Source organism: Neotamlana sedimentorum (genome assembly GCF_000943565.1).
GTDB lineage: Bacteria > Bacteroidota > Bacteroidia > Flavobacteriales > Flavobacteriaceae > Neotamlana > Neotamlana sedimentorum.
Window position 1 is genome coordinate 22704 of sequence record NZ_JTDW01000017.1, and the last position, 22502, is coordinate 45205.

The 22502-nt window shown below is 32.1% G+C and carries 20 protein-coding genes; 15 read left to right on the forward strand and 5 right to left on the reverse strand.

The features are described from left to right. Both PW52_RS15230 and PW52_RS15235 read right to left on the reverse strand, forming a co-directional pair. On the reverse strand, positions 1-1992 hold the full coding sequence (locus PW52_RS15230) for a toxin-antitoxin system YwqK family antitoxin (protein WP_044633846.1): 1992 nt from the start codon (positions 1990-1992) through the stop codon (positions 1-3). 3 nt (positions 1993-1995) lie between these two features. Next, entirely contained in the window at positions 1996-3624 is a 1629-nt protein-coding gene (locus tag PW52_RS15235) for an acyl-CoA carboxylase subunit beta (protein WP_044633847.1), read from the reverse strand. Positions 3625-3772: 148 nt separating this feature from the next. On the opposite strand from PW52_RS15235, the gene PW52_RS15240 reads away from it, so the two are divergent. The 5 genes from PW52_RS15240 to PW52_RS15260 all read left to right on the forward strand — a co-directional run bounded on the left by PW52_RS15240 (position 3773) and on the right by PW52_RS15260 (position 7252). Continuing rightward, a complete protein-coding gene (locus PW52_RS15240; protein WP_044633848.1) occupies positions 3773-4129 on the forward strand; it encodes a DoxX family protein in 357 nt (118 codons plus the stop codon). A gap of 4 nt (positions 4130-4133) precedes the next feature. Beyond that, entirely contained in the window at positions 4134-4664 is a 531-nt protein-coding gene (locus PW52_RS15245) for an NADPH-dependent FMN reductase (protein ID WP_044633849.1), read from the forward strand. A 3-nt stretch (positions 4665-4667) separates the two neighbouring features. After that, positions 4668-5105 carry a MarR family winged helix-turn-helix transcriptional regulator gene (locus PW52_RS15250; RefSeq protein WP_044633850.1) on the forward strand — a complete coding sequence of 146 codons (438 nt, stop codon included), beginning with the start codon at positions 4668-4670 and terminating at the stop codon, positions 5103-5105. A gap of 45 nt (positions 5106-5150) precedes the next feature. Then, a complete protein-coding gene (locus PW52_RS15255) occupies positions 5151-5876 on the forward strand; it encodes a pirin family protein (RefSeq protein ID WP_044633851.1) in 726 nt (241 codons plus the stop codon). Between the two features lie 209 nt (positions 5877-6085). Continuing rightward, a complete protein-coding gene (locus PW52_RS15260; RefSeq protein ID WP_044633852.1) occupies positions 6086-7252 on the forward strand; it encodes an OmpA family protein in 1167 nt (388 codons plus the stop codon). 36 nt (positions 7253-7288) lie between these two features. On the opposite strand, the gene PW52_RS15265 is transcribed toward PW52_RS15260, so the two are convergent. After that, the gene (locus tag PW52_RS15265) at positions 7289-8467 is read right to left on the reverse strand and encodes an MFS transporter (protein WP_044633853.1); all 1179 of its coding nucleotides are present in this window, start codon (positions 8465-8467) and stop codon (positions 7289-7291) included. Positions 8468-8662: 195 nt separating this feature from the next. Here PW52_RS15265 and PW52_RS15270 point away from each other — a divergent pair, with 195 nt between their 5' ends. Both PW52_RS15270 and ettA read left to right on the forward strand, forming a co-directional pair. Next, positions 8663-8845 carry a CAL67264 family membrane protein gene (locus PW52_RS15270; protein ID WP_044633854.1) on the forward strand — a complete coding sequence of 61 codons (183 nt, stop codon included), beginning with the start codon at positions 8663-8665 and terminating at the stop codon, positions 8843-8845. Between the two features lie 40 nt (positions 8846-8885). Then, the gene (gene ettA / locus PW52_RS15275; protein WP_044633855.1) at positions 8886-10577 is read left to right on the forward strand and encodes an energy-dependent translational throttle protein EttA; all 1692 of its coding nucleotides are present in this window, start codon (positions 8886-8888) and stop codon (positions 10575-10577) included. Positions 10578-10946: 369 nt separating this feature from the next. On the opposite strand, the gene PW52_RS15280 is transcribed toward ettA, so the two are convergent. Beyond that, entirely contained in the window at positions 10947-11216 is a 270-nt protein-coding gene (locus tag PW52_RS15280) for a hypothetical protein (protein WP_052823527.1), read from the reverse strand. 67 nt (positions 11217-11283) lie between these two features. Continuing rightward, positions 11284-12078 carry an MBL fold metallo-hydrolase gene (locus tag PW52_RS15285; RefSeq protein ID WP_044633856.1) on the reverse strand — a complete coding sequence of 265 codons (795 nt, stop codon included), beginning with the start codon at positions 12076-12078 and terminating at the stop codon, positions 11284-11286. Between the two features lie 211 nt (positions 12079-12289). On the opposite strand from PW52_RS15285, the gene PW52_RS15290 reads away from it, so the two are divergent. The 8 genes from PW52_RS15290 (at position 12290) to PW52_RS15325 (ending at position 22269) form a co-directional block, all read left to right on the forward strand. Next, positions 12290-13630, forward strand: coding sequence for a coiled-coil domain-containing protein (locus PW52_RS15290; RefSeq protein WP_044633857.1), 1341 nt, complete (start codon positions 12290-12292; stop codon positions 13628-13630). A gap of 339 nt (positions 13631-13969) precedes the next feature. Continuing rightward, the gene (locus PW52_RS15295; RefSeq protein WP_044633858.1) at positions 13970-15034 is read left to right on the forward strand and encodes a hypothetical protein; all 1065 of its coding nucleotides are present in this window, start codon (positions 13970-13972) and stop codon (positions 15032-15034) included. A gap of 60 nt (positions 15035-15094) precedes the next feature. Next, positions 15095-17053, forward strand: a complete 1959-nt coding sequence (locus PW52_RS15300) for an AAA family ATPase (protein ID WP_044633859.1) — start codon at positions 15095-15097, stop codon at positions 17051-17053. An 82-nt stretch (positions 17054-17135) separates the two neighbouring features. Next, positions 17136-17720, forward strand: a complete 585-nt coding sequence (locus PW52_RS15305; RefSeq protein WP_044633860.1) for an NUDIX domain-containing protein — start codon at positions 17136-17138, stop codon at positions 17718-17720. A 71-nt stretch (positions 17721-17791) separates the two neighbouring features. Next, entirely contained in the window at positions 17792-18637 is an 846-nt protein-coding gene (locus PW52_RS15310; RefSeq protein ID WP_052823528.1) for an alpha/beta fold hydrolase, read from the forward strand. A gap of 39 nt (positions 18638-18676) precedes the next feature. Then, entirely contained in the window at positions 18677-19915 is a 1239-nt protein-coding gene (locus PW52_RS15315) for a DUF6638 family protein (RefSeq protein ID WP_044633861.1), read from the forward strand. A 58-nt stretch (positions 19916-19973) separates the two neighbouring features. Further along, positions 19974-20486, forward strand: a complete 513-nt coding sequence (locus PW52_RS15320; protein ID WP_044633862.1) for a hypothetical protein — start codon at positions 19974-19976, stop codon at positions 20484-20486. A gap of 85 nt (positions 20487-20571) precedes the next feature. Continuing rightward, positions 20572-22269: a hypothetical protein gene (locus PW52_RS15325; RefSeq protein ID WP_044633863.1), complete on the forward strand. Its 1698-nt coding sequence runs from the start codon at positions 20572-20574 to the stop codon at positions 22267-22269. The last annotated feature ends 233 nt before the right edge of the window (positions 22270-22502 follow it).

The following is a 22502-nucleotide window of genomic DNA, read 5'->3' on the forward strand; positions in this document are numbered from 1 at the left end:
TTAAAAGCGTTTTCTTAAAACCTGATCTTCATTAAAATTATAGGCGCGCCAAGTTCCACTTTGTGCGCCATTTTTATATTTACCGCTTATTTTTAATCGTCCGTTTTTGTAATAGCTATAATATTTACCATGCGGTTTACCATCTTTTAACTCAACCGAAAACCTTGTTTTGCCGTTACTGTGTTTTCTGCTAAAATAACTAGCAGTTAAATCGTTAGGATATATTTCGGGAATATTAAAAACAACATCAGCATTCATTTTATCTGTTAGTTCTTTTTCAGCTAAACTATTGGTTTTTGTTGCTTTTAAAGTATTGTTTATTTGGTACTTTTCTTTAACCAATTCAACATCTAAATAACTAATAGCTATACGACTTTCAAAAAAATCTTGTTCAGGTGATAATTGAAATCCAATTTGTTGAAAACAGATAAAATAATCTTTATTTACTGTTAAACTTTGTTTCATTGAAGCATCAGAAAAATGATAAAGATTATTGTATAAATATGGCGTGTTGGCATAAGTAAAAACAGATGTTCTACTATTAAAATGATCATTAAAATCTATAAAATCGTTAGAGTAGGCTAACGTTTCTTTTTCGGTATAATTTTTTATAATGGTTTTTAAAGTGTTAGGGTTATTGCTAAACACTACAAAATCTTCAATTACTGTATAATAAGGTTTTTCAATGTTTTTAAACAAATTACCAAGAACGACTTTAAAGAAGCTTTTAATGGATAGATAATTAATATCGTGTCCTAAATAATTAACGGTTTTAAATTTTACTGGGCTTCGTTTTTTTATTTGATTTAATATGAAGTTTAAATTTTCTGTAGCATCATCTACATCTTTGGTTTTTAATACTAAAGCCACATCTTTGGTAGATTTACTAACGGAAGATTGCATTTGTAGTAATGCCATTTCATCATCAATCCAACTAAAAAAATGTTCTTTTAAATTGATATTTAAATAGTTTTCAATTTGTTCTGTACCATCTAAATAGCTTTTAAATTGTTCGGGGTTTTCTTTTTGAATAGCTTCAAAATTACTGTAAAATTCAGAAAAACTACTAAATGTAAAACTGGTGTATAATGCTGTTTGTTTGGGTGCAATATTGTAAATACTACGTTTTGATGTTCCCGATTTTTGTAAGGCTTGTAAATAAATAGAAGCGTTTGTATTTGTTTTGGTAACGCCGTTTGCAATAATGTTATTTTCCTTATCAATATTAAAACTGAATCCGCTCCAATTTAAGCTATTGTTTAAGGTTTTAATGTATTCGGTTTCTTCATTAAAAAATACATTAGTAAAATCGTTTAAATAATTAAAATTGAAGAACAATCGGAATAAATTACCATCATTAACTTCTTTATTTACTTCAATAAAATTTAAATCTCTACCAATTTTGGGCTCGTTGTAGTGGTCTATCGACGCTTCAACTAAAGTGTGTACATAAGATAAAATCATTTGATTTTTTATGAAACTTATATACATAGTTTCGCGCGTTAAACGGCTATAAATTTCAATAATATCATGCTGATGGTAAATGCGATTGCTAACTTTAAAGTCATCATTTATAAATGTATTTAAATGATTTTTTATCAGGTTAAGTTTTGCGATTTTTTGTAAATCTATAGCATATAAAAAGCTATATTTTTTAGGTGTATAAACATGAGCAGATATAAGAATTTCTCGGTTTCCAATGTAGTTTAAAACTGTTTGTTCTTGTTTAAAAATGGTATCGAGCGTATTTAAATTCTCCGATAATTCGTTAAAATAGCTATTGGTATTTAAGTGTTTCCAAATAGGACTTTCGCTAATTGTATTCCAGTCGTCAAGTGGTTTTTGGCTTTCAATTATATAAACGGCATCTTCTGGAATGAGGTAAACAGATTTTATGTTATCGTTATTATCAATATAAAAAACATAAAATAAGTAGATTATAAAACTAAGGGTTATAAATAAACCTAAAAATAAAAGATGCCTTTTTTTCATATGTTAAACTTGCAAAACGCCCATGTTAAAAGGTTTTTCAATAGGCGCGTGGTTGGCAGCTTCAATACCCATGCTAATCCAAGTTCTGGTATCTAACGGATCGATAATTGCATCGGTCCATAGTCTTGCTGCCGCATAATATGGCGATACTTGGTTATCGTATTTAGCTTTAATTTTATTGTAAAGCGCTTCTTCTTTTTCTTTGGTTATTTCTTCACCTTTCTTTTTTAATGAAGCAGTTTCTATTTGTAAAAGTACTTTTGCAGCAGAGTTTCCACTCATTACAGCAAGTTCTGCACTTGGCCATGCGACAATTAATCGAGGATCGTAGGCTTTACCGCACATGGCATAATTACCGGCACCGTAGCTGTTTCCAATAACAATGGTGAATTTTGGCACAACCGAATTACTTACAGCATTTACCATTTTGGCACCATCTTTTATAATACCAGAATGTTCACTTTTACTGCCTACCATAAAGCCGGTAACATCTTGTAAAAATACTAGCGGAATTTTCTTTTGGTTGCAATTAGCAATAAATCGAGTGGCTTTATCGGCGCTATCGTTATAAATAACACCTCCAAATTGCATTTCGCCTTTTTTGGTTTTAACCAGTTTGCGTTGGTTGGCCACAATACCAACAGCCCAACCATCAATTCTAGCATAACCCGTAATAATAGTTTGCCCAAAGCCTGCTTTGTATTCTTCAAATTCCGAATTATCAACTAAACGTTTAATAATGTCGTTCATATCGTATTGGTCGGCGCGACTTTTGGGTAAAATACCATAAATATCTTGCGGGTTTTCTTTTGGTTTTTTAGAATCGGTGCGATTAAAACCAGCTTTATCGTACTCACCAATTTTATCTATTATATTCTTTATTTTATCGAGGGCATCTTTATCATCTTTAGCCTTATAATCGGTTACACCAGAAATTTCGCAATGTGTTGTAGCACCTCCAAGCGTTTCGTTATCGATACTTTCTCCAATGGCAGCCTTAACTAAATAGCTTCCTGCTAAAAAAATACTACCTGTTTTATCTACAATTAAGGCTTCGTCGCTCATAATAGGCAAGTAGGCACCACCAGCAACACAGCTACCCATAACCGCGGCAATTTGGGTTATTCCCATACTGCTCATAATAGCATTGTTTCTAAAAATGCGTCCAAAATGTTCTTTATCCGGAAAAATTTCATCCTGCATAGGTAAATAAACGCCAGCAGAATCTACAAGATAAATTATTGGTAATTTATTTTCTATAGCAATTTCTTGAGCTCTTAAATTCTTTTTTCCAGTAATAGGAAACCAAGCTCCGGCTTTAACGGTGGCATCATTAGCAATAACAATACATTGTTTTCCTTTTACGAAACCAATTTTTACAACCACACCACCAGAAGGGCAACCACCATGTTCGGCATACATATCTTCGCCAGCAAAAGCCGCAATTTCAATAGAACTTTTATTGTCATCTAACAGATAATCAATGCGTTCTCTAGCGGTAAGTTTGCCTTTAGCATGAAGTTTTTCTATTCTGGTTTTACCACCACCTAGTTTTACTTTGGTAAGCTTTTTTTTAAGTGCGCTAAGTAAAAGTTTGTTATGATCTTCGTTTTTATTGAAGTTGATGTCCATTGAAATTTCAGTTTGTGCTAAATTATAAAATATTGTAATAAAGTTAATCGAAATTGTTAATGAAAAATCAAGATTATGTTACATGGAAATATATTCCTTGGAATATAAAAATATTTAAAGTAATTTTGCAGTATAAAATTTATATAAAATGAAAACGAACAAGATTATTTATTACATTTCTACAGGTTTACTTACTGCAATTATGCTTTTTTCGGCGAGCATGTACTTTTTTAAACATGATGCTATCTCTGAAGCTTTTAAACATTTTGGCTATCCAACATATATAATTTATCCTTATGCAACGCTAAAATTATTAGGTCTAATTGCAATTTGGAGTCCAAAATTTAAAGTTTTAAAAGAATGGGCATATGCTGGTTATTTCTTTGCTTTTATATTGGCCTTTTTTGCACACGTCATGGTAAACGATGGTCAACAAGGTACTGCGATAATTGCTTTTGTTGCATTAATTGTATCTTACATATTTAATAAAAAAATAAACAACTAAGAATATGAAAAACATAATAGCTTTTGCCGGAAGCAATAGTAAAACCTCAATAAATAAACAATTAGCCATTTATGCTTCTAGTTTGGTTGAAGGTGTAGAAGTAAATGTATTAGATTTAAACGATTACAATTTACCCCTTTTTGGAACAGATTTAGAAAGTGAAGCGGGTATTCCAGACGATGCACACAAACTATTAAACATTTTAAAAAATACCGATGGTATTGTATTATCGTTAGCCGAACATAACGGTGCATATTCGGTTGCTTTTAAAAATGCTTTCGATTGGTTATCGCGCATCGAAGGTAAATTGTTTTTTAACAAGCCCATGCTTTTAATGGCAACATCACCAGGTGGTCGTGGTGGACAAACCGTGTTAGACATTGCCAAAGGCCGTTTTCCTTTTCACGATGGTAATATTATTGAAACATTTTCTTTGCCATTTTTTAGCGAAAACTTTAAAGATGGAAAAATTGTTAATGAGGATTTAGATACACAACTTAAAAACTCAGTAAAACAGTTTCAAAAAGCACTTTAAATTATGGGAGATATTTCAAAAGATATAAAATCGAAATTTCCAAACGCTAAAGTAAAAGCATTAATAAATGTTATTTACACCGCAAACTGGATTAATAGTTTACAAAACGATTATTTTAAAACCTACGGAATATCACCACAGCAATTTAATGTATTACGAATTTTACGCGGAGCAGAAGAACCTTTAAAAGTACAAACTATTAAGGAACGCATGGTAGAACGCGCACCGAATGCCACAAGGTTAATGGACAAGCTTTTCGATAAAAATTATATTAACAGATTGCCTTGTCCCAACGATAGGCGAGTAGTACATATCGAAATTACCCAACAAGGTTTAAACCTTTTAAAAAACATTGATAAGGATAATAAAGTTGATATTTTAAAGAATTTAAGCAACGAAGAAGCCGAACAACTAAGTGATTTGTTAGATAAACTCAGGTAAAACTTTAGTTTTTGATTTTTAAAATAAAGAAAGGATACAAATAACATGAAAACAATATTTCATAAAGCAGATACACGTGGTTTTGCAAATCATGGTTGGTTACAAGCCAATCATTCATTTAGTTTTGCAAGATGGTACGATCAAGAACGTTTACATTTTGGGGCGCTTCGTGTTTTAAATGATGATATTATTGCTCCTAAAATGGGTTTTGGAACACATCCGCATGAAAACATGGAAATTATTACCATTCCATTAAAAGGTGTTTTAAAACACAGAGATAATATGGGTGATGAATGGATTCCGGTAGTTCCTGGCGAAGTACAGGTTATGAGTGCTGGAACAGGTGTAGAACATTCAGAGATAAACGGATCGAATGATGAATATTTAAGTCTTTTTCAAATTTGGATTATTCCTGAGAAAGAAGGCGTTTCCCCAAGATACGATCAAAAAACATTTTCTGTTGAAGATAGAAAAAACAAACTTCAAGCTTTAGTAACTTCTTTTAACGATGAAGATTCAGAAAGTTTGAAAATTCATCAAGACGCAAAAATATCTCGAATCGATTTAGCCAAAAACACAGCATTCAATTACCAATTAAAAAGTAAAGATCATGGTGTTTATATAATGACTATTTCAGGAGATTTAGAAATTGAAAATCACATGCTCGAATCTAGAGATGCTCTCGGTATTATGGAAGCTACAGATGTAAGTATAAAAAGCCTAAGTGATAGTCAAATTTTGTTTATAGAGGTTCCAATGTTGGTGCTTTAACGCATTAATTTTAACAATTATTAAAGAAAAAGCATCAAAATAACGATGCTTTTTTTGTTTTTACACTACGACGAAAATTGTTAAAATTCCGATTAACATTTTCTAAAAATCAGTTTAACGGTAAAACGCATAATTTTAAAGTTTTTTTTTCTAGGGCAGGTTTATTTATATAAAATTTGCTGTAAACAATCCTCAAATCTTATTAAAAAATGAAACTTAAAAACAAACTATTGTTTTTCGTACTTATGGTTAATGTATATACAGGATTTTCTCAAATACCTGTATTAACAAAAAATGATTCTATTATAAAAAGCTCTTGGATAATTGGTGTAGGCTATCATTTTGTAGATGACTCTGGCGATGTGTTCGATAATTTATTGAATTTTGATTCTACATGGAATGCCGTGTCTTACCCTTCAAGAATTAGCGTTGGTAAATATTTTGAAAACGGATTAGGATTAGAGCTTATTGGTGCGTATTTAAAATATAATTCTGGTACCATAGTAGATAAACAAACGTTGGAAGAAGGTAGCGATTTTTTATCGATAGATACCCGATTAAGCTATGATTTAAATAAAATAATAGGAGAAACTGGTTGGTTCGATCCTTATGCAGGTGTTGGAATTGGCTATACAGATGCTAGAAATGCACCGCGCGGAACGTATAATGCAGTTTTAGGTTTTAGAACTTGGTTTTCCGATAGAATTGGTTTAGACTTTAGTGCATCTGGAAAATGGGCAATGAATTTTACTCCTGAAACTACAAATTATAAGCAATATGCAGCAGGTGTTGTGTATAGATTTGGTTCGAAAAAGAAATTAACAGAAGAAGGCGAAGAAAAAGTTTCTATTATAGAACAACTTAATCAAGAGCGCGTTAACGATTCTATTGCATTTGCACAAGAACAAGAAAAAGCTTTAAAAGAAAAATTAGCTAAAGAAAAAGAGCAAGCACGATTAGCAAAAATTGAAGCAGAAAAAGAACAAGCTAAAGCTGAAGAACGAAATAAAATTGAAGAAGCTATTAAAGCTTTAGATAAAGTAAACTTTAATTTTAGTTCGGCTTCGGTAAAAACCGAATCTAAAGCAACTATTTTAAAGCTGGCTAAAATTTTACAAAGTCACCCTAATTTAGTAATTGAAATTAGTTCGCATACCGATTCTAGAGGATCTAAAGATTTCAATCAAAAATTATCAGAAAAACGCTTAAAAGCTACAATCGATTATTTATTATCTTTAGATGTAAATGCAGAGCGTGTAGTTGGTAAAGCTTTTGGTGAAGATAAATTATTAAACGAGTGTGACGATAACACTAAATGTACCGAAACAAAACATGAAGTAAATCGACGCTCGGAGTTTAAAATACTAAAACATTAATTGCAATTTAATTCCAAAGCAATTTTTAAGAGGCTATTATTTAATATTAATAATAGCTTCTTTTTTTGTTTTATTTTTTCTTAGCATGGAAATAGTAAAAGCTATAACAATTCCGCAAGCAGCCATAGCAGCACCAACCCAATCGGCAGAAGTAAAACCATAACCCATTGCTATGGGTAAGCCTGCAAAATAAGCACCAGAAGCATTACCAATATTAAATGCACTTTGATTAAGAGAAGATCCTAAACGCTCAGATCCTTTAGCCGATTTTATAATAAGCATTTGAATGGGGGTAGAAATAGCAAAAGATACAGCGCCAATTAAAAATGTCATTAATAAAACTAATATTTTATTATGTGCTAAATATGTGTTTAGTATTAAACAGAAAACCATTGTAAATAAAACAAGTGTTACTGTTGTAAGTAATGAAAATTTCTCTGTTAATTTGGCTCCAATAAAATTACCAATTACCATACCTAAACCAGCAATAACCATGGCATAAGGTACTATGCTACTAGAATATTCAGCAACATCGGTAATTAAAGGAGCAATATAGCTGTACCAAGCAAAAAAGCCACCAGTACCAATTGTTGTCAATAAAATTATTAGCCATAATTCCAGACGCTTAAATACTTTAAATTCACTTTTAAATGTACCATCCGAAGATGTTGTTATACTAGGCATCCAAAATTTCAACCCAATAACAGTTAAAACACCAACAACACCAACCATTAAAAACGAAATACTCCAATTATAATGTTTACCTAAATAAGTTCCTAAAGGAACCCCTAGTAAGTTTGCTATAGTAAGTCCGCTAAACATTATGGCTATACCTTGGGCTTCTTTACCTTTATTTGCCAATTTACCAGCTACAACAGCACCAATACCAAAAAATGCACCATGAGGTAAAGCAGCTAAAAATCTTAAAGTTAAAAAGGAATAATAACCTGTTGCAAAAGCTGATAGAGTATTAAATACAGTAAACCAAATCATTAACCCAATTAAAGCTTTGTTAGAATTCCATTTACTAGCAAAACCTGTTAAAATAGGCGCACCTACCACAACGCCTAAAGCGTAAGCAGAAATAAAATGACCAGCGGTTGGAATACTTACGGAAAATGCATTTGCAACATCTGGTAAAATACCCATAATAACAAATTCAGTTAAACCAATTCCAAAACCTCCAATGGCTAATGATAATAATGCTTTATTCATTAAAAATATAATTAAGAAGCAAAATTAGTAGGAATACAATGCTTTAAAGAATTAATAATGCTAATAAAAAGTTAATTAGAAATATATTAATTTATAACGCTATTATATGTGTATGCTTAAAAAAACAATAGTTTTTAATTGAATTTTTTACTTAAAAAACGATATTTGTATTCTTAACTAAATAATAAACACAAAATGGCGATGAATAAGAATACTGTGTTGGCGTGGGCCACATGGATAATGATTTTTGTAGGGTTAGCTTTAATTGCTCTTGGTGCATTTCGGTACGACGATGTTGCAGGATGGGGTTTTGCATCTGTAGGTATTGGTTTTTTCGCTGTTGCCTGGGTGTTTAATGCATTAAAAGGTAGAGTTTAAATTTTAAAATATTCTTACAAGTAACTAAAATATATAAATAGTGAGCGACGATAAAAAAATAATTTTCTCAATGTCTGGTGTTACAAAAACGTTTCAAAGCGCAAATACACCAGTACTTAAAAATATATACTTAAGCTTTTTTTACGGGGCTAAAATTGGTATTCTTGGTCTTAACGGCTCTGGTAAATCTACTTTACTTAAAATTATAGCTGGTGTAGATAAAAATTACCAGGGCGATGTTGTGTTTTCTTCAGATTATTCGGTTGGATATTTAGAGCAAGAACCTATACTCGATGAAGAAAAAACAGTTTTAGAAGTTGTAAAAGAAGGCGCTGCAGAAACGGTTGCTATTCTTGATGAATACAACAAAATAAACGATATGTTTGGTTTAGAAGAAGTGTATAGCGATCCAGATAAAATGGAAAAGCTTATGAACCGTCAAGCCGAACTTCAAGATCAAATTGATGCGGCTAACGCTTGGGAACTAGATACTAAACTTGAAATTGCTATGGATGCCCTTAGAACTCCAGATGGCGATAAAAAAATAGGTGTATTATCTGGTGGTGAGCGTCGTCGTGTGGCATTATGTCGCTTACTTTTAAAAGAACCAGATGTGTTACTACTAGATGAGCCAACAAACCATTTAGATGCCGAATCGGTACATTGGTTAGAGCATCATTTAGCACAGTATAAAGGAACTGTAATAGCGGTAACACACGACCGCTACTTCTTAGATAATATTGCGGGTTGGATTCTAGAATTAGATAGAGGTGAAGGCATTCCATGGAAAGGAAATTACTCATCTTGGTTAGATCAAAAATCGAAACGATTAGCACAAGAAAATAAAAGTGCTTCTAAACGTCAAAAGACGTTAGAACGTGAGTTAGAATGGGTTCGACAAGGCGCTAAAGGACGTCAAACTAAACAAAAGGCACGTTTAAAAAATTACGATAAATTATTAAGTCAAGACCAAAAACAATTGGACGAAAAACTTGAAATTTATATTCCTAATGGACCACGTTTAGGCACAAACGTTATCGAAGCCAAAGGCGTAAGTAAAGGATATGGTGATAAATTATTATACGAAGATTTAAACTTTAATTTACCACAAGCGGGAATTGTTGGAATTATTGGACCAAACGGTGCTGGTAAAACCACTATTTTCAGAATGATTATGGGTGAGGAAACTCCAGATAAAGGCGCTTTTGAAGTTGGTGAAACTGCTAAAATCGCTTATGTCGATCAAAGTCACTCTAATATTGATCCTGAAAAAACCATTTGGCAAAACTTTAGCGATGAGCAAGAATTGGTAATGATGGGAGGCCGACAAGTAAACTCTAGAGCCTATTTAAGCAGATTTAATTTCTCTGGAAGTGAGCAAAATAAAAAAGTAAACCTACTTTCTGGTGGTGAGCGTAACCGCTTGCATTTAGCAATGACACTTAAAGAAGAAGGCAACGTGTTACTATTAGATGAGCCAACAAACGACCTGGATGTTAATACCCTTCGAGCTTTAGAAGAAGGTTTAGAAAATTTTGCGGGTTGTGCCGTAGTAATTAGTCACGACCGTTGGTTTTTAGATAGAATTTGTACACATATTTTAGCTTTTGAAGGCGATAGTCAAGTATATTTCTTTGAAGGTAGTTTTAGCGATTACGAAGAAAATAAAAAGAAACGCTTGGGAGGCGATTTAATGCCAAAACGTATTAAGTATAAAAAGCTAGTGCGATAATAACAAAGGAAATAATAAAAGGGTTTTAAAAGTTATAACACTTGTCACGCTGAACTAGCTTCAGGATCTTAAGTAAATTTAAGATAGATAAGACTTGAGCTTTTAAAACTCTTTTTGGGTTATTAACCCCTGATTTTAAATTGACAATTATTCAAAAATAATGTAAACACTATTTTTTATTTATATAAATGGCTGTCAATTAATGTGTAATCATTTTTAGAAGTAATATCATCAATACTTTTAATGTTTTCTTTAAAATCTTTCAATTCCTTTCTAATTTTCGAATCGTGTTCGTGTATATATAAATACTTTTTACAGACGATAATTAGCGGAATAAAAATTAAAAAAACAGAATAAAAAAAATCATATTTATTGTTCAGGTGTTTTGGTGTCTTTTGAAGTGCCACCGTACAAATGTCCTTCTGTAAAGTCTTGATAGGTATCTTCCGATTCATCAAATTTTTCCGACATGGATTCTAGTTTTTCGTTTTCTTTTTTTAATTTATAAGATTTAATTACTCCAGAAATTAATAAAATCAAGAAAAACCCTAGTACAAATATTATTAATACAGTAAAATAAAACGTGCTAATTAGGGGTGAAATTGAGAAAACTTTAAAAATAACGTTAGTAAATAACATTTTGTAGGTTTGATAGGGGATTTTTAGTAATCAAATATACACAAAATTATCATGTTCTAATAAATTATTATTTATTAGGATACCAATTAAGTATAGTAACTTTAATATTTTTATCTCCTTGGTTAACCAATTTTTTAAATTTTTCAACATCGCTTAAGCCATCAGTTCCTCTGTAATGATATGGTAAAACTTCTTTAGGTTTAAAATCTAGTACAGCACTAGCAGCACTTTCAACAGTCATAGTATACGGTAAGTTCATGCAAACAAAAGCACGATCAATATTTTTTAGGTTACGCATTTCGGGAATATCTTCAGTATCACCAGAAAAATAAACACGTTCCTCACCAAAAGTAAATATATAGCCGTTTCCACGACCTTTACTATGAAATTTTAAAGCTTCCTCGCGTAAATTATACATGGGTATAGCTTCAATAGTAAAAGTATCAAGCGTTTTAATGTCACCATTATTCATTACTAAAGTTTTAGTAGTAATATTGTTTGCTATTAATTTTTCATGCACTGCTTTCGGAGCAATTATGGTTGCGTTACTTAAGTTTAAAGCTTTTAAAGTATCGAAATTTAGGTGGTCGCCATGAATATCTGTGATTACAACAAAATCAGGATCTCCATAAGTTTTATAAGGTTCAGCACCAAGAGTTGGGTCTAAAAATATAGTTTTATTATTGTACTTTATTACCGTGCTTGCATGTTCTATTGGGAAAACTTCAGCTTTTTTAGGCGTATCTATTTTAACTTCAGCTAGTTTTGCTTCAGCAATCTTATTTGTAGTGCTATCGCTTCCTTTTTTACAGCTTATTATACTTAATAATGTAATTGCAATAAATAACCATTTCGTTTTCATAGAATTTATATTTTTTATTGATACCTGTAAATTTACTGTTATTAAAATGAAACTTAAAATGTAACATTTTAAAGTTATGTTATACTTATAAGTTAAACAGCAAAATTTTAAGAAAATATTATAAAGTAGCTCTTATTTACTTTTAGAAACCATTTTTTTTATCGAAATTGCTTGTTAAAAATATGTTTAATTTAATATACTAGCCATTACCATGTCTGATGATTTTGATTTATTAGAAACCTCTTCCAACGAAAAAACAGAAAAAGTAGATGTTAATTGGGGAAAAGCCATTGACACTATGAAATCTAAATTATCGCAAGAAGATGATCCTGAGGTACGCCAAAAAATATTAAATGCCACACTTGATGATGTTGTGCATATGGCCGAAAAGGATAGAACTACGCTTCTTGATGCGATTAAAGATTTAACCGATTATCAAGATGAAGTAGGTATAATTTTCGAAAAATTCTCTTCATTAAATGCTACCGAACAAAAAGTAATAGATGATGCTCAAAAAGCGCTAGAACGTGCAAAAATAGAACTTGAAGATGCCGAAGCTAAACCAGACACATGGTGGAATAACCTTTGGGGACGAAAAAGTAAGATTGCCAAAGCTCAAGAGATTTTAAAAGTTGCCGAAAAAACACGAGCAGCCTCCGATAATAAAGCAAAAGCGATGTTTCAAGAACGTATCGAAAGTGCCGATGTACAAACTTTGTTAAGTGAGTTGTCGTACAAATCGCAAGCAGCTGTAAAACGTTTAAAAGACCGTGAGGTTGAAATTAAAGAAGTAGAAGATAAGTTGCAAGATGCTATTGTTGAAGCGACAAAAAACCACACTAAAGCTTTAGAAAAGAAAAAAGAAGTTGAAACTAAGCTTGAAGAGCAATACGCTTTATTAAAACAAGCCCGCCAAGAACTTGAAGATATTGCCGATAAACAATCTGCAGAATATGCCCAAGCCATTGGTAAAGTAACGAAACTTGAGCAAAAAGTAGAGGAACTTGAAGGTTTAAAAAATGCTTATACCACGTTAGCTGCCAGTAAAGATAGCTTTGTACATAAACACAATTTAACGATTAAGGTTTTAACCTCGTTACGCAGTAATTTACAAACACATCGTGCAAAATTAAAAAGTGATACGGAAGAACGTTTAAAATATTACGATGGTTATGTAGTTGCTTTAAAAGCAAGAACAGACCAAGAATTTGCTGCTATTTTAGAGCATTTAGGTGTAAAAACCGATGAGCATATTGGTCAAACTTTAGCTTCAATGCATACGGCTAGTGCTAAAGCACGTCAGGAAATGATGGACAACATACCGGTACACGAAAAAGTAATGAATGGCGTATACAGTAGTTATGCCGAAGCGTTACAAGAAATTCGCGCTAAAGATGGGGAAATTCAAAAGAATTTTGCAGAGCGCTATGGTATTGATATGAAAGAAATTTTTGAAGATTATTATAAAGCCGATGCAAATAAACCTGCTGGAGATGGAGAACCTGCAGATGCACCAAAACCAAGTTCAAGTGATGATGATTTATTGAGTTAATAAATCATCAATTAGAACTTAAAAATTTAAGGAGAGGTCATCTTTTTAAAAATAAAATAATAAATAGTTAGTCTGGGTTTGTTGTAAGCCTAATGCAAATTTTAATTAGAAATGTCAACAAACTCAGTTTACTAAAGTTTCAAGCTGTTAATTAACAACTTAAAAGTTGATTTGTAAACGTAAACTGCGTTAGGGATTGCAGCGGCATCCTTTTTATTTATTCTCGAGTGATGCGTAGCATAATCTTGAGAATAAATAAAAAGATATAGCGTAAAGCCCGACCCTTTTAGGGAAACGCCATAAAACACATAAATAAAAAATTAAAAAGAACACTTTTTAATGTCTTTAAACCAAATAGTTACACCTTTAGATTCTGCAACCTTAGACTCTAAGGATCAATACGAATTTTATCACACCATGATCGATTTTGCTTTTAAACAGCTTATTGTAGCTGTACAAAGGCAAGCAATTTGTAATGCGCAAGAAATACTTTTATTTAAGCAATATGCAGATTTGTTACTCTATTCTATTGATGCCATGCGTATTAAATATAAGTATGATGAAGAGGATAATATGAAGGTGGATTTAACCGATTCGGGATTCCCTAATTATTTGGAATTTAGATATTTATTTAACGATTTAGAGCTAAGAGCATCCTATTTAGATAAGTTAACACCTATTGAAGATTTAAAGGCTGAATTTTTACATACTTTAATGCATAAAAAGCAGCCAATTAAACAAAGTAAATTGTTTCAAGCGGCGTCTATTGTGTATTATTCTTCGGTTAAAAAGGAATATATTTTTAATCGTTTTGTACAAGGAAAAATTTTGGAAGCTACAGAAAATGTACCTGCAAAATACTTAACCAGTTGGAGTTTTTATGATGTGTCGCATAACCGCCCATTTATTTGTTTTATGTATTTTAATTATGATGGTGGCGATGTAAACGATTATAAATCTGAAATTTATGATGTTTTAAAAACAGTTGCCGATAGGGAAATGAATTTAGATATGATGGCGCATACCATTGATAGAAAGTTGCCAAAAGTACTTCCTAAATTTATAAAACGAATAGATTTAGGCCCGCTACACAATGTTTTTGCAAAAGATGAAAATTTAATTACACATGCTATTTTAGAGAGTATTGGTAAAAAAGAAATTCCTTTAGAGGCTTATGCTGTTTCATTAAAAATAGATGAAGTACTGTCTGATAGCGAATTTAAAGAAGGTGGTTTTTTTAACAAACAAACCTTGCAAAAATGGGGCGATGTTTTTAAAAAACAATACGTTTTTGCACCACATAGAATTATTCAATTATTGCATAATAAGACGCCTGAAATTTTAAACAAATTAGAGAAATCTCCAATTGAGTTGGCGGAACTTAAAATAGACTTAAAAAAGTAAACAGTCACAGTCGCGGTTTTCAGTACTGACTACAGTGACTGCGACTGAACACTAAAAAAAATGGAACACAACACAACATTCCCAATAAAACAAAGCGAACTCGATGTATTGCGAGATGAAGCTTCATCATATTTAAAAAGCGTACAATGGGAGCAAAGCGCAAGAGCTAAAAATAGAGATAACGATGGTAAAGACGAATCTATTTTATTGTATTTGTCAAGAGCAAATAATGGAAGTAATGTAGAAATTACATCGGTTTCCAAAACTATTTTAGCATTAAAAAAGCGATTATTGCCCGATTCGGTAGCAATTCCTATGTTTTTAAATCAGACGCTATATGCTGTTCAAGAAGGTTTAACACTTGGTGTTTGGATAAAAGATAGCTTTTACGATTCCTCAGGATTAACTAGTTTAAATCAAAATAAATCGGCTTTAGATTCTAGTGGAAAGCGTGAGTACGAAAGTAAAATGCACACCGCTACAGCGTACATGCTTTTTGCAACGGCTTATAAAGTTTTAAACGATTTAAAGCCTCATGCTTCCGACGATTTAAGCGTAATGAAACAGAAGTTTGCCGGCATTCCAGAAGTATCTTTATTATCGCCAATAAAAGGTGTTTCTTGTGCTTTATTTTATTTCGACAAGTACTTAGGTCACCCAGAAATTGTAAAAACAGATAAAGATGTTATCGATTTTACCGTGGTGTATTTTGAAGCTTTAATTGATGAAATACAATTAAGAAAAAGCACGCTGGAATACACCGAAACTATTGAAGATAGAACCTATAAATTAGAAAACTCTGAATTTGCTATTTCAGGTTGGAACAACGTATTTCAAGGCACAGCTAAAAGTGTAGAATTTAATAAAATTAAGTTCGAACAAATTGTAGGTAATCGTGATGCAAAACATTTTGCACGTCGTTTAACCGAGCGGATGTTGAGTTACGATTTTGAAGCTAAAAAGAATCCGTTTCAAGAATTAGGTGGTTTTATGCCTGTTTTTATGGGATACGGTATTCCAGGAACAGGTAAAAGTATGCTTATTGCTGCTATTGCAACACGTTTAAAAGAACATTGCGATACTTTAGATATTCCATTTTTGTTTCACCCTATGCCAGATACGTTAATTAGTACGTTTCAAGGTGGTTCTGCCGAAAAAATGGTAGAGTGGATGAAACCTATGCAAGATCCTACAAAGCTTATTTTCGCACCTATTGATGATGCCGAAAATAATTTACAAGAACGAACAACTCAAGGTGTATCTGCAGGTGTTAAAGAAGTTATTGGTGTGTTTTTACGCTATACCGAAGGTGCATATGCGGTAAATTACGGTAACAGTTCTATTGGTTTATTTACAAATTTACCAGAAATGTTAGATAAGGCTGTGATTTCACGTGTGCAAGGGCGTTTTAAAATTGATGGTGCTAGAACAGAGCACGATTTTCTAGATCAAGATCATTTATGGTGGCGAAAATTTGAAGACACCATGCCCGATTTTGTAAACATGCAAGGCCCTGAAAATTATAGTTATCTTCAAAATCAAGGTTTGGCAAAAAACATGGGAGAAATTTTAAATCAGATTGAAAAACCAACCGAAGCTCGTGTTCATGCTATTTATGATGAAGTTGAAAAGCACTTTAAAAGCGATCAGCATTTGTTTTTTGCTAATTTATACAAAGCCATGCAAGATGCGTTTCCTTTTTTCTCTTCTCGTGATGTTAGAAATATACAAAGTGCTATTTCGTTGCGTTTAACCGATTTCGATTTAGAAGAAGATTGGTTTAGCAACCCCGAAATCTATTTTAAAAAGGATTACGATACCAAATTTAATATGTTACAAGAATTAATGCGTGGCAATATGAAAGGTTTAGATTTTTCTGAAATTCGTCGTCAAGAAGTTGTTCGTTATTTAGATAATGTAGCAACAATTGCCGATACCGAGTTTAAACGAAAAGTAGATGCAAGAGTAAATCAATTAAATATTGAAACGGCAGCACGAAAAACCTTCGAAGGGTTATAGTTTAAAACACAAGATAAGTGTAGTTTTATAAAAAATATAATTTAGAAATTTCTTGTAATCGTAAATGAAATTTTAATTGAAGATGGAAGATAAATTAAGAAACATAAAAAAGAACATATTAGCCAACGAATGGGCAACTTTGTATCGTGTAGATTACGATTATAAATTTGAAAATGGTGATTGGCGCACATTATCGCGCGAAAGTTACGATCGGGGCAACGGCACAGGTATTTTGTTGTACAATAAAGCAAAAAAAACGGTAATTTTAACTAAACAATTCCGTATGCCTGCTTATGTAAACACACCTGCAGACGGTATGTCTATTGAAGTTTGCGCTGGAGCTTTAGATAAAAATGAAGAACCAGAAGTATGCATTATTCGCGAAGTAGAAGAAGAAGTTGGTTATAAAATTGATAGTGCTAAAAAGGTTTTGGAGTGTTACACTTCACCTGGAGCTGTAACCGAAAAAATGTTTCTTTTTATTGCTGAATATGATGATAGTATGAAAATAAATGATGGTGGCGGACTAGAAATTGAAGATGAAGAAATTGAAGTTCTAGAACTTCCTTTTGCAAAAGCTATTGAGATGATGCAGAATTTTGAAATTATTGATGCAAAAACCATTATGCTTTTGCAGTATGCGCAAATAAATGGCTTATTAAGTTAGAGTAATCCTCTATAAAAACAAACAAAATCGAAATCTAGTTTTCTAGTTTAATATTACAATATCTAAAACCAATGACATATAATTTCCAAACCACTTACATAACCATAATTTTAATTTTAGGCATGCTAAACTTCTCTAATGCACAATCTTTATATGGAAATAATAATGAAGTAGGTAACTTTATATCGGTTAATGGAGATAAGCAATATTATGAAATATATGGTGAAGGGCAACCGCTCGTGTTAATTCATGGCAACGGTGGAGATATTGCGTATATGAAGCCACAAATTGAGTACTTTTCTAAAAAGTATAAAGTCATCGTGATGGATTGCAGAGGACGCGGAAAAAGCGAACTTGGAGACGAAAGTTTAACCTATAAGCAAATTGCCAAAGATATCGTTGCTATTTTAGATCATGAGAATTTAGACTCAACCTATGTTTTAGGTAGAAGCGATGGAGCAATTTTAGCTTTGTTATTGGCAATTCACTACCCTGAAAAAGTGAAAAAAATAGTAGCATTTTCAGCGAATCTTACACCTGATACTACGGCGCTTTATCCTGTGGTATACAAGCAAATTAAGGAACGACGAAAGCATGCAGATGAAATGCTGGCAAAGAAAGATACTACTCAAAACTGGAAGGTAACACAGCAAAGAGTTCGCATGATGGAATTTCAACCTAATATTACCATAGAGGATTTGCATAAAATTAAATGTCCTGTTTTAGTGATGTCTACCGACAGAGATATGATTCGAGAAGAACATACTTTCAAAATTTACCAGAATATTGAAAAAGCTAACTTATGTTTCCTTCCTGGGGTAAATCATTTTGTATCTAAAAATGGTCCAGAATTATTTAATCAAATTATAGAAACCTTTTTTTACAAACCATTTAAAGGTGATGAAATAAGACTTTAAAAAAAAGAATAGAATATATTTCAACGTATTTATTTAAAAATGAATAAACTAAAACAAGCCAATTTATACAGAAGTGAGCTTATTCCGGTAAGCGGCAAGCTTGTAGAACGTTACAATAAGGGCTTGGTAAAACTAGGGTTTACAGAAACTAAGCTAAAAACATTTAGTATAGATGGCATAGGTTGGAGTCCGGAAATTGCTGAAGAAAAAAACGATTTAAATTATTTAAATAACGGCGAAGCAAACCCACATGGTATTTTAATTTCGCCACAGCAAAAAGGAAAACCAGTGTATTTACCGTTTCATACTTTTGATAGAGAGGTTATGAAGCATGTTTTTAAAGTTCACGGAGATAAAATTAAAGACATCACACGAGATTCGGCTTTGTGTCTTGATTTCGATCAAGGTATTGATGCTTTTTATGAGCCACTTGATGTTTTAAAATACAATAAAATTAAGGTTCATTTTCATTTTGTTGACGATTTAAACAAAATTCAAAATGAGCAATTAGAGCTTGTTGAAATTTTTAAAAGAGACAATAATTTTATAGACGAAAGTATTCATAAGCAATTATTAGCTTCCGCGAAAGCGTATGGCGATTTGCGCAATAGGAATTTAAACTTACATGTTTTAGAACATCAAACCAATTCCTTTTATACCAGGGCATTTGGTGGCGTTTACGTTTTGCGTGATTTTATTTCACCAATCGTGATTTTTGAAGATGAAAAATGGCATAAAGAAGCCATAAAAGATACCAATTACGATGTGTTAATTTATCATATTAAGCAACCAGAATTAATGGATAAATTACGCGATCACATGATTATTGAATGTAATTTAGAAGAAGTTGTAAAAACCAAACGTTACGAGCGCATAAAATTGTTTGAAATGGCACAACTTTTAAAGGGAACTCAGCATCCTTTATATGATATTTTAACCAATTCAATTTTAACTAAAAGCTATTTAAATAAACTTACAATTGACGATAGAAAGCGATTAATGAGTGTAGAGCGTTATCTAGAAAAGCTAGAAGTAAGCAATCAATTTAAACGCGCCGATATTGTAGATGATGCACTTTTTGAAGCTTTGCACAAACCACATTCGTCGCTGCAAGCGTCTCACCAAGATTTAATTTGGCAATTACTGGTAAATGTGGCGCCAAAAGATGTTTTATTTTGGTATTGGTACGATAAACCTGCATTTTATAAAGCTTTCGAAACTTGGGACGATTCTTTTAAAGACTGGGTAATTGAAACTATTAGTAACAATATTGAATAATTTAAGAAAAATAAAATAAAGGTTCTGTAACAAGCTTCAAACTTCAAAATCATAAACCATGACACTAGAATTAATAATTTTTATCGCATCCATTTTATTTGGTGCATTTATTTACTGGAGAGAATCGCACAGTAATAAAGTTTACAGATTTTTTAATAAAATCATGTATTCCAAAGAATTACAAATAAAATCAACTGATAAAACAGGTTTTATTTATCAGCAAAAATTTTTAATACGCTTATTGTTTTTAGGTTTTTTATTTTTAATAGGGATTGTGATAGTGCGTTTTTTAATTCCAATTGATTTAGCCACAATTTCAATATTCGCATCGATGTTGGTTGGTACTTTAGCTGGAACTTATTTAGCACATTTTATTTTTAAATCGTCGGAAGTTATTGAAGAGCAAACAGATTCTTTAGAAGATATGGTGCAAGACACCATTGAAAAAGGAAAGGATTTTATAGAAGATTTAAGAACAGGAGAAAACGAAGAGGTTAAAGTCATGAAGGAAGAAAAGAAGCCAAATGAAAAAAGTGCTCGCGAACGTTTAAAAGATAAAGGACTTCTTTAATTTTGTCACACTGAGCGAAGTCGAAGTGTCTTGAAAACGAAAATTAATTTAAAATAATTCCTGCCTGTTCAGGAACAATAAAAAAATGATAAAAAACTACTGGAAAAAAGGAACTAAGCAAAAAGTATTCACAATTTTAGGTTTACTAATTCTACTTACTGTTTTATTTGTTTTACGAGACGATTATCAACCGGCATTATTGTTTGTACGCAAATATATTTTTGTAATTCTACTAAGTTTAATTGTGTTAATTCTAGGTTTGCGTAAGTTTAGAAACAGTTCTAGCACAGCGGGTCGCTTAGGTATTTTAGCATTAATGCTTGTGTTTTTTGGAGCACTTTATGTAGTTGGTTGGCATTTTAAAATGTACGATTACATGAAAACTTATTATGTGTTTAATAATTTAAATAAAGTTGAAATTCACGAATTGCCATTAACCCAAAACGAGCGTATCCAGCCTTTACGAAATGTGTTTTCTATGGCTAACGAAAGTGTAGGCGAAACTAAAGATGTGTCGTTACCACATTTAGTTAGAATTGGAGACGATAATAAGTGGACTATGGCCATTCAGCCAACCGAAAAATACATGTGGCAAGGGATGACAGATAACACAGAAGAAGTTTTTGCGGTATCTAGTACAACGCCTTTTCCTAGATTTTCAAACGAAAATAGAATATCGGTTACTTTTTCAATTGGAGAATCGTTAAAGTTTAGCCGAAACACCTATAACGCTGTTGTGCAACGCTTCAATATTTTTCAGTTGTTTAATATGGAGCCTAGCGATACGTATTACATGAAAAACGATTCGGGAAAATGGGTGGAAGTCGTGAGTTTAATTAAATGGAAAGGCTTTTTATTTCCGTACCCAACCTTTGGTGGCGTTATGGTTATTGATAGCGGCGAGCATGATATGAGCGATTATATTGAGCGTATTTTAATTGGAAAAGGAACCTACGTGAGTCCAGACGAAATGAAAAATCATGAGTATTTAACGCGCCAAAATACTTTAGCTGAATCAGTTTCACAATTACAGGCAGAATCTTTAAAGTTTTTAGGTGGTTTTAGCGATCCGTTACCATGGAATATGGAAACAGCCGTTAAAATACCAGAAATGCCAAAAGACCAAAACCAACAACCTTACGTTACTGATTTCGACTTTTCGGACACAGAAACAGGTGCTTACAGTGGTTTATATCATTGGTTTGGTTTAGAGCCCGTAGGCGAGGAGCGCACTAGTTTAAGCTTTAGTGTGTTTGTACCTGCCGATGGCACAGATAAATTATATTATTACAATCATGCATCTAAAAAACAGGGTTATGCTGGAGTTTCTGCAATGCCATTAAAAGTAAAAGAGTCTCGTAAAGAATACGATTGGTCGGCAAACACGCCTGTCGAATTTCGTCCTTATATAAAAAATATAGCAGGAAAAAAACGTATGTTTTTTATGGGTACGGTGTCTTCAATTAGCAAGTCGAATTCACAACAATTCGATGGTTCTGCAACACCAGACTTAGTTTTGGTTGATAGTGAGTACCGAGATGTTATCTGGATAGATGTTAAGCATCCAAGCCAATGGGATAAAACAGTTTACGATCAATTAAATGAAGCGTGGCGTGCAAGCGAAGGTATTGGCTATTATTATCAAGAAACACCAAAAGAAATCGATATTGCCGAAGCTTACAAAGATTCAATTAGTAAAATCATTCCTGTAAAAGACGATAAAGCAGAATTATTAGAAAAACTTCAAAAACAAATAGATTCTTTAAAGGCATCTTCAAATTAATTAAAATATAATTTTAACAAAATTTTAATTTTCTTTTAATGTATTGATATTTATGGGTTTGCATAATTCTATGTGGTCTTTGTGATTTATAAAAATAATTGTAACGTCTATTTTTTTTTGTAAACCGTATATTGATAAAAGCTGTAATATTTAAAATGTTTCAAAAATCTAGATAAAATGATGTTATTTATTTTACTTTTTTTAAGTAAAATAAGGTTATTATTGAACTTCTT